This window comes from Arthrobacter sp. B2a2-09 (assembly GCF_027587375.1).
In the GTDB taxonomy this organism is placed as follows: Bacteria; Actinomycetota; Actinomycetes; order Actinomycetales; family Micrococcaceae; genus Arthrobacter.
Window position 1 is genome coordinate 174,757 of record NZ_JAMXIC010000004.1, and the last position, 16,081, is coordinate 190,837.

9 protein-coding genes are annotated in these 16,081 nt (G+C 62.4%); 8 read left to right on the forward strand and 1 reads right to left on the reverse strand.

From position 1 onward, the window contains the following. The first annotated feature begins 39 nt into the window (after positions 1–39). The 6 genes from NFJ07_RS06415 (at position 40) to NFJ07_RS06440 (ending at position 11,342) form a co-directional block, all read left to right on the forward strand. Positions 40–2,826: a LuxR C-terminal-related transcriptional regulator gene (locus NFJ07_RS06415; protein ID WP_333482041.1), complete on the forward strand. Its 2,787-nt coding sequence runs from the start codon at positions 40–42 to the stop codon at positions 2,824–2,826. Continuing rightward, positions 2,823–5,504, forward strand: a complete 2,682-nt coding sequence (locus NFJ07_RS06420) for a helix-turn-helix transcriptional regulator (protein WP_269993275.1) — start codon at positions 2,823–2,825, stop codon at positions 5,502–5,504. Before NFJ07_RS06415 ends, NFJ07_RS06420 begins: the two co-directional genes overlap by 4 nt. A gap of 495 nt (positions 5,505–5,999) precedes the next feature. Beyond that, positions 6,000–7,382: a nucleotide sugar dehydrogenase gene (locus tag NFJ07_RS06425; protein ID WP_269993277.1), complete on the forward strand. Its 1,383-nt coding sequence runs from the start codon at positions 6,000–6,002 to the stop codon at positions 7,380–7,382. 31 nt (positions 7,383–7,413) lie between these two features. After that, on the forward strand, positions 7,414–8,418 hold the full coding sequence (locus NFJ07_RS06430; protein WP_269993279.1) for a dTDP-glucose 4,6-dehydratase: 1,005 nt from the start codon (positions 7,414–7,416) through the stop codon (positions 8,416–8,418). A 185-nt stretch (positions 8,419–8,603) separates the two neighbouring features. Continuing rightward, entirely contained in the window at positions 8,604–10,451 is a 1,848-nt protein-coding gene (locus tag NFJ07_RS06435; protein ID WP_269993281.1) for an S-layer homology domain-containing protein, read from the forward strand. 270 nt (positions 10,452–10,721) lie between these two features. Further along, positions 10,722–11,342, forward strand: a complete 621-nt coding sequence (locus NFJ07_RS06440) for a hypothetical protein (protein WP_269993283.1) — start codon at positions 10,722–10,724, stop codon at positions 11,340–11,342. A gap of 189 nt (positions 11,343–11,531) precedes the next feature. On the opposite strand, the gene NFJ07_RS06445 is transcribed toward NFJ07_RS06440, so the two are convergent. Beyond that, positions 11,532–12,695, reverse strand: coding sequence for a chitinase (locus NFJ07_RS06445; RefSeq protein WP_269993284.1), 1,164 nt, complete (start codon positions 12,693–12,695; stop codon positions 11,532–11,534). Between the two features lie 519 nt (positions 12,696–13,214). Here NFJ07_RS06445 and NFJ07_RS06450 point away from each other — a divergent pair. Continuing rightward, entirely contained in the window at positions 13,215–14,627 is a 1,413-nt protein-coding gene (locus NFJ07_RS06450; protein ID WP_269993285.1) for a polysaccharide deacetylase family protein, read from the forward strand. Beyond that, positions 14,624–16,006: a glycosyltransferase family 2 protein gene (locus tag NFJ07_RS06455; protein ID WP_269993286.1), complete on the forward strand. Its 1,383-nt coding sequence runs from the start codon at positions 14,624–14,626 to the stop codon at positions 16,004–16,006. The genes NFJ07_RS06450 and NFJ07_RS06455 overlap by 4 nt, the downstream gene beginning before the upstream one ends. The last annotated feature ends 75 nt before the right edge of the window (positions 16,007–16,081 follow it).

A 16,081-nucleotide genomic window follows, 5' to 3' on the forward strand; every position in this document is an offset into this window, starting at 1 on the left:
TTGGGGGGTGTCACCACTCGATCACTGGGGGTCTCGCTCATGTTGACAGCAGGCAGTGCATCTACGGTCCATGCCGCTCGGTCCGGTGGCGGGTCCCGGCACCAGGCATTCGATGCTTCTTCGGCGCCATCCTCACCTGACGGAACCGAAGGCAAGCCGGCAATTTCGACGGCCTGGCCGCCGATTGGACCTAGAGCCGCTGTTGAGGACATTGCCCTTGCGCTAGCAGCTTCCAAAGGTGGAGTGCTCGTTACGGGTCCGTCGGGGAGTGGCAAGAGCTACTTGATTACTCGCGCGGTGAACGAACTACGCGGGCGTTCATTCGTCGTCGTCATCCGCGGCAGCGCGGCGTTGGCGAGATCACCGTACGGCGCCCTCAATATCCTTCTGAGCGATCTTGACCCGGGATACCTGGCCCATCCCGTTCTGGTGTTGTCTGCGCTCACCAATTTGCTCCGAGAGCGCGCCGAGGGAAAGCCGGTGTACCTGGTCATTGAAAACGCGGCCGAGCTTGACGAGTTGGCGGCCATGACAGTGGCCCAGCTCGCGAGGAACGGCACTGCACAACTTGTCCTCACCTGCACCGACCCGCAGCGGCTTTGCGGCGAGATTACGCGGCTTTGCGGCGATGGGTTCTTGCACCGCATAGACCTCAAACCACTGACTTTCCAGGAATCGCACGCCTGGCTTGAGGCCGGGCTGGAAGCACAGGTCTCTCCGTCCGGCGCCCATGCCCTGTGGACAGCCAGCGGGGGCAACCCCCACTACCTCAAGATGCTCGCGGCGGAACTCGCCGAATCGGGTTCGCTTCTGAAAAGCGACGGCGTCTGGGTTCTGACGTCCCGGAGCGAACTGCACGGCAGGGCAATCACCGATCTCATCACCACACGGCTTGGGCGGATGGGCGGCGGTGAGCGCAAAGTCCTGGAGATCCTTTCACTGGCCAGGGCCGTGCCCCTGGAATCCCTGCTGGCGCTCGCATCGGCGGACGATGTTGATTCCCTCGAGAAAAGGAGCGTCCTCGTCGTCGACGATTCGCTGCCCAGGATGGCTCGGCTCCAAAGCCAGCTTGTAGGTGACGTGGTCCGGGCGAACGTTCCCCCTGGCCGCAGCAACGAACTTCGAGGCTTGCTCCTTGAGTCGATGGATCCGGCCCTTGGCCAACGCTCGATGTTGCTATCCATGGCCGCTTGGGCATTGGACTGCGGAGCCAAGCTCGGAAGGGAAGAAGCGCTTGAAGCTGCCGCAACGGCGAATCGGCAGCTTGATGCGCGGCTGGCCCTGCGCTTGGTCCGGTCCATTCCAAGCCACTCCACGATGCCCGGGGCAGTAGCCGAGGAATCCCATGCGTTGATGACACTGGGTGACGTCGCCGGGGCCCGGGACGTGCTGCGGCAACACCAGGATGGATCCGGGGATGAAGCCACCCTTTCCGAATGGGTCCGGCTCAAGCTGGCCGAGGCCTCGGTCCTTCTGGCCCTCCCCGAAACCACCGCGCAAGCTTGCGAGAAGCTCGCACACGTCCGTCGGCGGCTCGAAGACGAATCCGTCACGGCCGGCGAAGGGCAGGACATCGCCACGCTCCGGGAGGAACTTGTCCTGGCCGAATCGCAGGCAGCCAGCTACTCGGGTTCCTACGCTGAGATGGCAGCAAGACTGGAAGAGGTACTTCAAGACTTTGAATCGCACGGTACCGAGTTCCGCCTCCTTGCCGGAAGCTGGCTGTGCGAGGCATGGGCCCTGACGGGACGGCAATCCGAGGCGGCGGACATGGCGGAACAGCTGATGGCTGACTGCCATGATCCCGCCGTTTCGGTCGCAGCGGCCCGACGCGCCACATCGCGGCTGCGGTTCACCTTCGTACTTGCCGGACGGTGGGATAAAGAGGGGGAAATGGTCCAGCCCGGCGATGACCTCCTGGTCTCCGCGGCCGAGGCACTGCCCACGGCTATCGATCTTCCCAAGGCGATCTTCCGGTGCCTCCAGGGGCGGGGCCAAGACGGTTTGGAAGCGCTCATTCCGGTGATAAGCCAGCTGCGGGTCCAGGACAATGAAGGCATGCTGGATGTCGCCTGCACGGCAGCGGCCTACGCCTCGGCCTTGCAAGGTGAGCAAGCACAGGCCTTGCGCTACCTGAACGAAGCGTCCGCCCAGCTGCGCCGGCCGACGTGGCGGAAGGACCGGACGAAGAAGTACCTCGCGGCGTTGGCCCGGGACCGGGTCAACGGCCCGGAGGCCGCCGTCGAGGAGCTCCTCCGCTTGGCCGACGCCGATCGGGACGAGGGTGCCCCCGGTCACGAGATATTTTGCCTCAGTTCGGCCGTTCGGCTTGGCGCGGTGGCAGCCGCTCCACGACTGTTGGACTCGGCCCTCCGGTGCCAGGGACGATTCGCTGAACTGTGCGTTGCGTACGCGCGGGCGACGATATCGGAAAGCGCAGAGCTTCTTCTCGAGGCAGCACGGTTGGCCGAAGAGATGCAGAACGACAGGTTCGCCTTCGATATCGCCGAGACCGTGTTGCACCTGGACCAGGTTCAGCTGGACAAGACGGTCCTCAGGAAGGCGCGCCAGCTCGCGGAGACGTGCCGGCAGCGCTTGCGCACACCGCAAAGCGGTAACCAAGAGGGACTGAAGCTGACTGCCCGCGAGCTGGAGATCGCCAAGCTGGCGGCGAAGCGGGAGAGCAACAAGGGTATCGCGGCGAAGCTCCATGTTTCAGTACGCACGGTAGAGGGGCACCTCTACCAGATCTTCGGCAAGCTGAAAATCGTGGAACGCTCCGAGCTGAGCTTCGCCCTCGGCAACGTCGAAGGTGGTGCGAAATGACTGAGGTGGTTTCGACCGACGCACTCGTCGGACGATTCAGCGTGATGGCCGCCGTCGTCGACTGCCTTCTCGATGTCAACGGCCCCGGGGTCCTGCTTTTCGGCGACGCGGGCATTGGCAAGACGGCGCTGATTAACGAAGTGGTCCATGAATTGGGGCAACGTGTCCGCCCCTTCAGGGTCTTTGCCGGTCCCACCCTGGCCTCGGTACCGTTTGCCGCCTTGGCACCACTGCTGACGGCCTTGACCCCAAGCCAGATCAATGAGCCGTTGTCAGTCCTCAGGGCCGTAGTAGCGGCGTTGAACCCGGCAGGCCAGCCGCATCCGGCACCAGCCGTCCTGATCGTGGAGGACGCACATCACATCGATGACAGCAGCGTGGCTGTCCTGGCACAGTTGGCGGCGGCGGAAGCCGCCAAAGTCGTGTTCTTGTGCCGCCCGTATCCTGCGCCGCCAGCAGAGGTTTTCTCGATGTGGTCCGAGGGGCTCGTGGACCGATTCGACTTGCAGCCACTCAACGAACAGGAAGTTAACCAACTTTGCGCCCAGGCCTTGGATGCGCCCGTCGTCCAGGGCACCAGCGCCGTCCTTTGCAAGTACTCCGGCGGAAACCCGATGTTCCTGCTGGAACTCATCGAGCACGCCAAGTCGCTGGGCCAGTTGGTCTGCCGCAACGACGCCTGGATGCTTTCGGGTGAGCTTCGGGGAACCAGCGTGCGTTTGATGGACCTCGTGCGGAACCAGATCCTGATGCTGGGAGCCGCGCAGCGTGAGACCCTGGAGACCGTGGCACTGGCGGAGCCTGTCCCGCTGAACGTGGTGCAACAGGCCAGCGACTCCAGCGCCGTGGACGAACTGCAGGAGCTGCATTTCATCGAGATCGCGTCCGACTCCGCCCGGCATGTCCGGCTAGCCCAGCCGCTGGTTGGCGAAGTGATCCGCCAGCTGGTCCCGACCGCCCACAGCATGACCATCCGGCGACGGATCGTGGCCCTCATGGAGGCCAGGCCGCAGACGATGGACGGCCTGCTGCGCTACGTCTCCTGGGGATTGGAATCGGGCACCGAGGTGCCGGACTCCGACATCCTAGAAGCAGCCCAGCTAGCCAACCGGTTGTTCATCCCCAGCTACGTGGAACGGGTGGCCGGCGCAATCAAGGATCCCTCCCTGAGACTCGCAGCCCAGGTGGAGGTGGCGCGGGCCAAATGGTACCGGGGCGACATCAGGGGATCTGTGTCCTCGCTTGCCGGAGTGGTGGATCGGACACATGATCCGCGGACCGTCCGGCAGGCATCGATGTTGGCGGCCCAGCTTGCCGGGCGTCAAGGCGTGGGGCCGAACGCCATCAAACAGGCAGCATACGAATGGGAGGCAGCCCTGGCCAGGCTCGCCGAATCCCGTCAGGGCATCGACCCTGAGGAACTGGAACGCGGGAAGCTGGGAAGCAGGCTGCTCTCGCTGGAAGGCCTCCAAGCCGAAGGTCACTACATCGAGACAGAGCGTGAGCTCCGCCAGATCTGGAAAGAAGCGGACGACGACGAGTCCCGCCTCGTGGCGGGCACCCTCCTCGCAGAGGCAATGGCGGTCACAGGACGGCCGGTTTCCGCTATCCAGATTCTGATGGAGATACAGGAGATGGTCGCCACGAGCGGCGACTGGAGCCTCCAGTACGCAGGATTGGTGATGCGCAGCTACATCCTGGCCTTGCAACAGGCAGGTGAGTTTGGCGTTCTTGAAACGTTCCTCAAAAACCATGTTTCCCAAGCACCGAACTCCCTGATCTATTCGGGCGGGATGCTCCACTTGGCTGCAGGAATGGTGGACTTGCGCCGGGGAGACCTGGGCGTGGCGCTGCCACGGCTTCGCCAGGCGGTCAGCATGCTGCGGGTCTCCGATATGGGAAGCGACTTGCCCGACGCCGTAGCTGCCGCCGCGTATGCGGCGTCGATCCTGAAACGTCGGGACACTGCCGTGACGTACTCAAGCGAATACGACGCATTGATCCGGGAAGGCGTGCATCCATCGCTGCTGGCACAAGGTCATGCCGCAGTAGCGCGAGCCGAACATACCGGATCGCAAACGGCGATCGCAAGGCTCATGTCCCTTGCGGATTCCGCGGCCGCGGACGGAGCGATCGGCGCTGAGATCGACATCCTGATGTTGGTCCTGAGACTGGGAGACCCGAGTGTGGCGCGTCGGCTGACAGCAGTAGCCGAGGGCAGCGAGGGCCGCACTGCGGAGTTTGCCCTGAGCGTCGGGCTTGCCCTCACGCACAAGGACGCGGATCGCCTCATTGAGCTGAGTGATTCGGCAGCCAGGGACGGACTGGAGCTTGCCGCAGCTGACTGTGCCAGCCACGCCTTACGGATCCTGGAAAGCAGGGGGGACAAGGCGCGCCAGCTCGAGGGACAGCGACTCCTCAAGCGCCGCACCGCTGCTCTCGACAAGGCCGGCCCGGCCGTTGAAGGGGGCTCCCCGGATCTCCAGAAGCTGACCCGGCGCGAACAGGAAATCGCAACGCTTGTGCAGTCGGGATCGAGCAACAAGGACATTGCGCTTAGCTTGGGCCTGTCATTGCGCACCGTTGAAGGTCACCTGTACCGAATGTTTGCCAAGCTTGGCATCAGCCACCGGGAAGACTTGATGAACGGTGCCCACGGCACGCAGGGCCTGGGCTAGCGGCACGCGCGACTCCTTTGCCCGCTGCGATGGGTGACCGCTTCCCCGAAGTCTCGCACCGTCGTCGTCCGCTGCGATAAAGGACGCGCGCAAAGGGCGCGAGGCCCAAAAGCGAGTACTGAATCGAGTGGTTAAGAGCGCTCGGACGGGTAGTCAATGGCCTCGGAAGGGACCGCGCATCCAAAGACGGGTATGGCACACTCGCGCCCGTCCTAGGGGTTCGTTAATACGCTTTTCCTGATGGCAACCGCCACTCAATTGGGGATAAGTGGGTCTCGAGATGAAACGCAGGAAGAATTCTTTGCTACAGGAAAACCACCCGGTGATCCGGCGAGAAGTCAACTCCAATGCGACCGGTCTCCCGCATTCGGCGGGTACCCCCACAATCGAGCCGGCGGCGGGCGGTCATGTGCCCTCTGAGACCAGGGCACGTTCCGTTTCGTCGCCGGCTTTCTTTCACACTGGAGACAACAGGCACCGGGAGGTCGACTGACCATGGCACCGAACACGAAGGTAAAGACTCTCAAGGCAGAGCCCAGCGGGAGCTCGCAGTCCTTGCACACGCAGGCACCAGCGTGGCCGGAGGGCGCAGGAACACGGACAACCACACAGGACCAGGCCTTTACTTTCGACGTGGCAATCGTGGGCATGGGCTATGTCGGCCTGCCCACGGCCCTGGCCATCAACGCCTCCGGCCGGCGTGTCCTGGGCCTCGACGTGTCCGACGCCCGGCTGGCCGTGATCCGCGAGCAGAGGGCTGATCTTCTGGACTCCGACAAGGAGCGGCTCAGCAACGCACTACTCGACCCGACCTTCATGCTGAGCAGCGATTTGTCGTTGCTCGCCCACGCGGCGGCAGTGGTTGTGTGCGTTCCCACCCCCGTAGACGAGTACTTGGTCCCGGACCTTGGTATTCTCCGGGCGGCCTGCGCCTCGGTGGTCGATTTCGCCACCACTGGCCAGCTGCTGATGCTGACCTCCACAACGTACGTCGGATCCACGCGTGACCTCCTGGCTTTGCCTTTGGCTGCCAAGGGCCTTATTCCAGGCCGCGACGTGTTCGTGGCATTTTCGCCGGAGCGCATCAACCCTGGCGTGGATTCGTTCTCCCACGAAGACGTTCCCCGGGTAGTTGGCGGCGTGACTCCGGCCTGCGGCGAAGTTGCGGAACGGCTTCTGAGCGCCAGCACCAAGCTGGTTCACGTCGTGCCGTCGGCGGACGTTGCCGAAATGACCAAGCTCGTCGAGAACACCTTCAGGGCCGTCAATATCGCCTTGGCGAACGAATTCGCTGATATCTGCCACGAACTCAATATGGAGGTCATGGACGTCATCGATGCGGCTTCCACCAAGCCGTATGGATTCATGGCGTTCACCCCCGGTCCTGGAGTCGGCGGACACTGCATACCGTGCGACCCCCACTACTTGCTCTGGCAATTGCGCAAAGCCCGCTTGACGGCGCCGGTGATCGAGCAAGCGATGGCCGGGATTGCAGGCAGGCCGCACCAAGTGGTTGAGAAGGCCCGGCGTATCCTGTCGGACCGCAACCACGGTGTTGCCGGTGCCCGCGTCATGGTGCTCGGGGTTGCGTACAAGCCCGATGTCGAAGATCTCCGGGAATCCCCGGCGTTGGAGATCATCGCCGCCTTGATCGCCGACGGAGCGGAAGTGGCATTCTCCGATCCCTGGTGCCGGACGGCTCCCGACGGTCACGGCGGGACACTCGAATCCGAGCAATCGCCTGCTGACTGGGGTGCGGATCTGGTGATCCTGCACACGAGGCACAGCCAAACGGAACTTGACTGGCTGGCCGGAGCACCGGCAGTCCTGGACACGACGTACCGCTTGCCCAAAGCCGACAACGTAACCCGGCTCTAGATCCACCAGGTTTTCGACGGAAGCAGGAGTAATGAAAACAGCAATAACCGGCGGTGCCGGGTTCATAGGAAGCCACCTCGTTGAGCACTTGTTGGCGGCCGGGGACGAAGTCGCCGTGCTGGACAACTTGTCGACCGGACGCCTGGAGAATCTCAAAGGCGTCATCGGCCACCGGAACTTCCATTTCATCGAAGGGACCATTCTGGACCGCGACGCCGTGGACAAGGTAGTGGCAGGTGCCGACAGGGTCTTCCATTTGGCCGCCGCAGTTGGCGTGAATCTGATTGTCGACCACCCGTTGGAAAGCCTCCGCACGAATATCCATGGCACGGAGGTAGTCCTGGACTCGGTCCTGGAATCAGGTGCCTCGCTGTTGCTGGCATCCACTAGCGAGATCTACGGCAAGAACACCTCGGACAGCCTCTCGGAGGAAGCGGACCGCATCTTGGGGTCCGCGCTCAAATCCCGGTGGACCTACGCTGCGGCCAAGGGCATTGACGAAGCATTTGCCCATGCCTACTGGCGCCAATTCGGGTTGCCGGTTGCCATCGTGCGGCTCTTCAACACAGTCGGTCCGCGCCAGACGGGCCGCTATGGAATGGTTGTTCCGCGACTTGTGCGGCAGGCGCTCGTCGGTGAGCCCCTGACGGTATACGGAGACGGCCACCAGACCAGGTGCTTCTCCTACGTCGGCGACATCGTTCCCGCCATCGTCCGCATTTCCGAGGAACCGCTTGCCTATGGAAATGCCTACAACCTCGGCGGCAGCTACGAGATTTCCATCCTGACATTGGCCGAAAGGATCGTTGAACTCCTTGGGAGCGACAGCGCCATCACCTTGGTGCCTTATGAGCAGGCGTACTCGGAAGGCTACGAGGACATGCGCCGGCGGGTTCCGGACAACAGCAAGTCCCTCGGACTTGTCGGCTTCGACCCGAAGACCACCTTGGATGAGATCATCCTCAACGTCGCGGCCGACTACAAGCCGGCAAAAGTCTTGGATCCCGCAGGTTGGAAAATCACTCTCGCGTCTTGATGCGAGCAAAAAGGAGCGGCGCCGCCTGGAGCGGCGTCGTTCCACTGGACAAGTACCGTGAAAGGAAAGGCTGAGGACAAATGCAACGTATCTGGGGGGCGTCTTTGTCTCAACCTCGCCACAGGCTCGAACTCTCGCGTCCCAAGGGAAAATCGCGTTGGCTTCCAGGCGTTCTGACCGTCCTGATGTCAACGTCTGTTTTTGGGATAGCGGTACCGGCCGCGCACGCGGCGCCGAACACCATCATTACCTTGACCTTTGACGACGCCAACGCGGATCAGATCGCCGCTGCCGCCATCCTCAAAAGCAACGGGCTCAAGGGCACGTTCTTTACGCCGTCCGGCTACCTCAACGCTCCGAACTACATGACAACCCAACAAGCACTGGGGCTGCAGGCGGACGGAAACGAGATAGGCGGCCACACCGTCACCCACCCCGACCTGGCCCAGATGGGTGCGGACGAGGTCAAACGCCAGATCTGCAATGACCGGGTTAATCTCACCAACATGGGATTCACCGTCACCAACTTCGCGTACCCCTTCGCGTCCCTCACGCCGGCGGTGGAGACCACGGTCGCGGCCTGCGGATACAACAGCGCCCGCGGGCTCGGAGACCTTGAAAGCGTTGTGCCGGGCAGCGCCGGGCTGGGATTTGCAGAGACACTTCCCCCTGCCGATCCTTATAACACGAAGGCCCCGGACGAAGTGGACAATACCTGGACGCTGACCGACCTGCAGAACCTGGCCACCAAGGCCGAGCCCGCCGGTGGCTGGGTGCAAGTGACGTTCCACCACATCGGCACCGGCATCGATCCAACTTCGGGAATCGCAGACCCCCTGACGGTATCCACCGCGCTCTTCACCCAGTATGTACAGTGGTTGGCCGCCGAGAAGGCCGCCGGGCGGATCGCTGTCCAAACGGTCCAGGAAACACTCGGCGGAGCGTCCAAGCCCGTTGTCGCCGGGCCGGCGGCACCGCCTCCGGTCACCGCGGGGAACCTCATCAAGAATGCGAGCCTGGAAACCGCCGGGCCGGTAGCTTCGGGACTGCCGCAGTGCTGGGCCCAGGGCAGCTACGGTAGCCATACTGCGGCCTTCACCACGGTAACCCCCGGGCATGGAGGCACCACCGGGACCCATGCCGAGCAGCTCGTGATGTCCGCCTACGTCAGTGGGGACGCCAAGCTAGTGCCTACGCTGGACCTAGGCGAGTGCGCACCGAGTGCAACCCCGGGCCACACCTATGAGATGAAAGCCTGGTATACCTCGACGGCGACGACTCAATTCGAAGTGTATTACCGCACAGGGCTGGGCACGTGGACGTATTGGACGGCTAGCCCGTATTTCCCGGCGTCAACCGCATGGGCCCACGCTACGTGGACCTCGCCCGCGCTTCCAGCCGGTGCTTCGGCCATCAGTTTGGGCTTGAACCTGCTCGGCAGTGGCACCTTGACCACGGACGACTTTGAACTCTATGACAGTGCAGGCATCAAGCACTTCATAGACGTCACTCCTACCTCGGCGTTCTATGACGAAATCAGTTGGCTATCGAACAACTTGATTTCGCAAGGTTGGCCTGACAACACCTACCGTCCCCTCACGTCAATCACCCGCGAGGCCATGGCAGCGTTCCTCTACCGGTTCTCCGGAAGCCCTGCAGTGCCGGCGAACGCACCCACGTTCTCCGATGTACCAGCTGGGGCTCCGTTCTACAACGAGATCCGGTGGCTGGCTTCGACCGGCATCACGACGGGTTACCCCGACGGAACCTACCACCCTGGTGAGGCCGTCAGCCGGGCCGCGATGGCCGCGTTCCTCTACCGCCTCAAGGGCAGTCCTGCCGTGCCGGCGAACGCACCGACCTTCTCCGATGTGCCGGTAGGCGCTCCGTTCTACAACGAGATCCGTTGGCTGGCATCCACAGGCATCACTACCGGTTTCCCTGACGGCACGTACAGGCCAACCACCGCAATCAACCGTGACGCCATGGCTGCTTTCCTGTACCGCTACAACCTTGATTTTCCGAAAGGCTGACGGCAGTTCGTCTTGAGGGATAGTGGGTGGGGTTTCCCAGGTAATTTCCGGTGATCGCCCGCCCAAGGGCACGTACACTGCGAGAAGCACCCAAGAAAGGTCTCAAGGGAGTGAATGGTGAATACGGCGAAATCGACGGTAAAGCGTTGGAACCGCCCAGCTGTCTGCTTTGCATTTGGCCTGGCACTGCTGACGGCGGCCTGCACCGGACCAGGGCCGGCACCGAGTCCGACACAGTCAGCCGGCCGATATCCCTGGCACACAGGTATCGTGTCCACGACCTTCTGGGTTGGCGAGATCTTTGATCCCAAGGCGGCAGATGGCAGCCAAGTGATGTCGACTTACGATTCCCAATGGATGCAAAGCTACGGAGGCTGTGACGGCGTCGTGACGAACGGCTGCCAGACCGAGGCGAGAACGCAGGCCAAGGGATACGTTCCGACCAGCATGACTCCGAAGGAGAACCCGTTCTACCTCGATCTTCCTTACGATGACATCAACGATCCCACTGCCTTTGCGGAACGGGCCAGTGTCATCCCATGGGCCAACGATCCAGGTTTCGCGGGCAATGCCCAGAACCGTTCCTTCAGCTACATGAAGAACCAGTGGGTCAGGATCCGGATGGGCAACCGCGAATGCTACGGACAGATTGAAGACGCCGGTCCGGGCCAGTACCACGACAAGAACTACGTCTTCGGCTCGAATGATGCCCGTCCTGCCAACAAGAACTTCAACGGAGCCGGCATGGATGTCTCGCCTGCGCTTAACGGGTGCCTTGGTTTCTCCGAGCTTGATGGCGAGTCGGACAAAGTCGACTGGCAGTTTGTGCCACGGGACCAAGTTCCGGCGGGACCGTGGTTGAACATCGTCACGGTCAGCCAAGTGAAGTAGACCCGGCCGCCGGGGCCGTCCAAGCAACCCGGTGCGAGCAGTCCCTCGAAAATCGGAGGTAACCATGCAGTGGCTTAAGAAGCTGTTTCGGCCTGGCAACGGCAGGCACCTCGCCCGCCCGGCCGAAGCCAAGAACCAGGACAAGGCGGAACGTCCTGGCCCGGCATGATCCTTTGTTGATCGGCGGGGTCAAGGCAGTTTGGCGTGGAGTCCGGCACTCAATAAATCGGAGAAGCGTTGGGTTCCTTGATCGACGCCGCTACACACATGGCTCGCCTGATCCTCGGGAGTGTCCTGCGGGCACGTCATGTCCCGGTTCAAGGACCACATGGACACTCGTTGAACTCCCTTGCTGATCGCGAAGGAGTTCAACCCGCGAGCCGCATCAAGGTCAAATACTTCGCCTGGGAGGTCGTTACGGCCGATCATGGGGGTCAACCCCATCTTTCTCCAGATCTGCTCGCTGTTGAGGGTCATTCCCGCACGCTGATAGATGATGCTGAGCTGATCGTGGGTGGACTGGGCCGCTGAGGTTCCGGCATCGAGCATGCTCTGGGATTCACTCCGGCTTGAACCGTAGTTCATGGTCATGATGTTGACCCCCGCGAGTTGGACACCGGCGGCGAGCATCTGGTCAACGGCGGAGGTTCCGGCGTCGGTCAAACCTTGTGGGGTGACCGGAAGGGTGAGCCAGATTGAGAGGGCATGCCCTTCCTTGCTCCGCTCCTTCTGGAGGGCAGCGATGGCTGCGGCACGGCGCTGCCAGGCTGCGCTGTCCGCAAGGTTGTCGCCCTCGATATCAAAGTCGATGGTTGCGGGGTCGTAGCGGTCCAGAACGGCCCGGTAGGCCCTTTCCAGATCTGCCGCATTCTGGCAGGAGTTGGCGAGCTCACTGTTCACTGAGCCGCCGAAGGACACAGCGAACGCGCCGCCGTTTGACCGCAGCTTCGCGATACGCGCTTCGAGCTTGAGCGACGTCTTCGCGGCATCAAGGCTGTAGGTGCTACCCCAACTGGGTGTGCAGGCCTGTCCAGCCATTGCTACCACAAACGCCAGCGTGACATTCTTGGTGCCCTCGCCCAAGGGTGTTTCGAAAGAGTACTGAGGGACCACGGTGACGTCGACGTAGCCGGAAAACCAGGGTGGTTCGAGCGAACCGTTTGCGTCCGTAGTCAACTGCCACACGAGGAAGCCTCCGATTCCCACCACCACCAGGGCTGCGGCGATCCAGGCTCGGGCGATGGCTGACAGCCGGCGGCGAGGTCCATTGGCCTGCGCCGACAAGCCACGGATGCCCCGCGCCCTGCCCGCCTCAGCTGCAACCGACGTGCCACTTCCCTGTTTCCTGGACACGCTCTTCCGCCATCCTTAAACTCCGACTGCCCTGATTGCACCATTTGACCACGAACAGATCGGATTCGCCCCTGCCTGCGCCCCGGGGTTTGATCCGGGTGGCTTCGGCGCGTAGCGCACGAGTAGTGGAGCTGTTCGGACATCAAGGTTGAGTGTAAAGACGGGTAGAGCCTACTCGTGTCCGTCGTCGCCCTAATTCATACGCTGATGGTGTCAGTTGGTTGAGGGCAACGGGGGAAAGACAGGTCTCACAATGGAAATGGACGCTCTGGACCGAGCGGCATCAGGACGCGGCGGATTCATCCGAGAAGGCGTTTGCCTGGAGTTCGAGCCTGTTCTCGGCGGTTTCAGCGCGGTCCCTCCCATAGACCCAGCGCCAATTGACGGTGCTGCCGGACGGCAGCACGCCCTCATAGAGAGGGCCCCTGAGCGGGGGCCGGTGGTGAATAAGCCTTTGAGACCGAGGCTTCCCCCAGTCGCCACCGGCCCCTTCAGGAACCTCGGCAGCGCGGGTTGGCGATGAGTCCCCGGGGGAAGGGCATCGAATCCGGCCCGGTCCGCACTTCCAGGAAGCGTGCAGGTCTGTGGGCTGCCTCGTGGGTGTCGGTGCTGCTCCTATTGACGGGCACCACATCGCTGATCAACGGAAGCCACCTTCCCTTCGGAGGGTCCGGGAACAACAACCCCACCCCTTCTGCAGCCCCGCTCTCATCTGTCAGCTTGACGTTTGATGCGGGCCGGGCGAGCCAGATGCAGGCGGCTCAAATCTTGAAGGACCACGGCCTCCGGGGTACCTTTTTCATCGACTCGGGCTTTGTTGGCGCACCTGACTACATGACAACGGACAATCTCCACAGCCTGGCCGCGGACCAGAATGAAATCGGCGGCCATACAGTCACTCTTGCCGATGTGACTTCGGTAGAGCCGGACGAAGCGTCGAGGCAGATCTGCAACGATCGGGTGAACCTCACGGATTGGGGCTTCAAGGTCACCTCCTTTGCCTATCCGTTTGCGGCTTCAACGGCGAAATCGGAAGAGTTGGTCGCAGGATGCGGCTACAACAGCGCGCGAGGCTTCGGCGAGATAAACACCCCCATTGACTGCGTGGGCTGCGCGGCAGCGGAAACCGTCCGCCCCGCCGACCTGTTCCGGACACGGGCAACATCCGAGGTCGGCAGCAACTGGACGTTGGCCGACCTTGAGGCGACCGTGTCGCAGGCCGAAAAGGCCGGGGGCTGGTTACAGCTGACCTTCTACGACATCGACAACAGCGGTAGTCCGCGCTCCATCAGCCCCGCGTTGTTCGAACAGTTCGCCACCTGGCTCGCGGCCAAGACCCAACAGGGGACCATGGCCGTGCGTACGGTACATGACGTGATCGGCGGCGTGGCGAAACCAGTGGTGAACGGCCCCGTGGCCGCGCCGGCAGCACCGGGAAAGAACGCCATTCGGAATCCGGGGCTGGAAATCGCTGGAAAGTATGGCTTGCCGCAATGCTGGCAGGTGTCGTCCTACGGCCAGAATGCCGCAGTTCTGAGCACCTTGACCCCGGGACACACTGGTGCCGTGGCCCGACGCCTGGACGTGACCGAATACTCGTCCGGTGACGCCAAATTGCTTCCCGTCCTCGATCTCGGAGCGTGCGCCCCGAGTGTGAGTGCCGGCCACAGCTATTCGCTCAGGGCGTGGTACCAGTCCACCGCGAAGACCCAATTCGAAGTGTATTACCGCAACAAGCTGGGCACGTGGACCTACTGGACGGCCAGTCCTTGGTTCGCGGCGAACACCAGTTACGAGCAGGCGATCTGGGAAACGCCGCCCGTTCCGGCAGGAGCCGAGGCCATCAGCTTTGGAATGAACCTCTTCAGCGACGGCCAGCTTGCTACCGATGATTACGAAATGTACGACACAGTGGGAGCTCCGTCGCCGTGATAGTTGTTCTTTCGATCTTCTTGGTTCTGGGGGTCAGTACGATTTTTTGGTCCCTTGCCGGGCTGGTCCGCCTTGCAGGTGAGGAGTCGTGGCGGGCCCGGGGATTGTCCTACCGGATCCGCAGGTTGATCGCGTTGCTGCGCGGGGCTAAGGCGCCGATCCCTCGACGTCAGCGGGCCCGCCATCGTTCAAAGGGTGTGCGGATCTACCCGGCGAATGTCGCGGTCCTCATGGCCGCCCACAACGAGGCGCTGGTCATCAAGGAGACAATCCTTTCCGCGTCCGCTTTGGTCCCTCGACGCAACATCCACGTCGTTTCGGACATGTCCACCGATGACACTGCAGCCATTGCGCGGGCCGCCGGGGTGAAGGTCCTTGAGCTTGAACCGAACCGTGGCAAGGCAGGCGCACTCGCGGCAGGCATCGCCCATTTCGATCTGTGCAAACGGTTCAAGGTGGTCATGCTCCTGGACGCAGACACCCGAGCGACGCCGGATTACCTCGAAACGGGGCTGCCACTGTTTGACGATCCCACAGTGGTCGCCGTCGCGGGACGGGCCAAGTCAATCATGAGCCCGGCATCTCCAACAGCGATTGGCCGCTTCCTGGTGGCCTACCGGGAGCGTTTGTACATCGTGGTCCAACTGCTGCTCAAATACGGCCAAGCAGCTCGGGGCGCCAATGTCGTGTCCATCGTTCCGGGATTTGCCAGCATGTACAGAACCAGCGCGCTCGCAAAAATAGAGGTCTTGGCGCCCGGACTGGTGATCGAAGACTTCAACATGACGTTTGAAATCCATGCAAAGAAGCTGGGACGGATCGCATTCCACCCCTCCGCTGCTGTTGCGTACACCCAGGATCCGGACAATCTGAAGGACTACATCAAACAGGTGCGGCGGTGGATACTTGGTTTCTGGCAGACCGTCAGGCGGCACGGCCTGAAGTTCGGCAGATTCTGGTTTGTCCTGGGGCTGTACATTGTTGAGCTCGTAGCCAGCTGCCTGTTCTTCGTGCTTCTGGTGCCGGCTTTCCTGCTATCGTCCCTCGCTGCTGTGGAGGTGTGGGTTTTTGGCAATCGATCGGACGTCTTTGTCTTTTTGTCGGGTGTCCTGCGGCCCCAGGACGTTCTCATTGGAGTCTTCCTGCCGGACCTCTTCTTGACAGTCCTTGCCGCTGTTTCGATGCGCAGCCCGCGCTTGCTGTTGATGGCTCCGTTGTTTCCGCTGATGCGGATCCTGGACGCGGTCATCTGCCTCCAGGTCTTGCCCAGGGCATACTCGTCGACTTCGTCGGGAGTCTGGGTCAGTCCGGTCCGGAGGATCCAACGCCAACCTCAGGAAATCGCGACGCCGGGGCCTTCTGTTGTGCGGGCGGGCTAGCGCACAGGCTGGCCAAGGTGCCCGGACACACGGACGCCCACGCCACACAGCCATTTGGGCTGCATAGCATGGGCG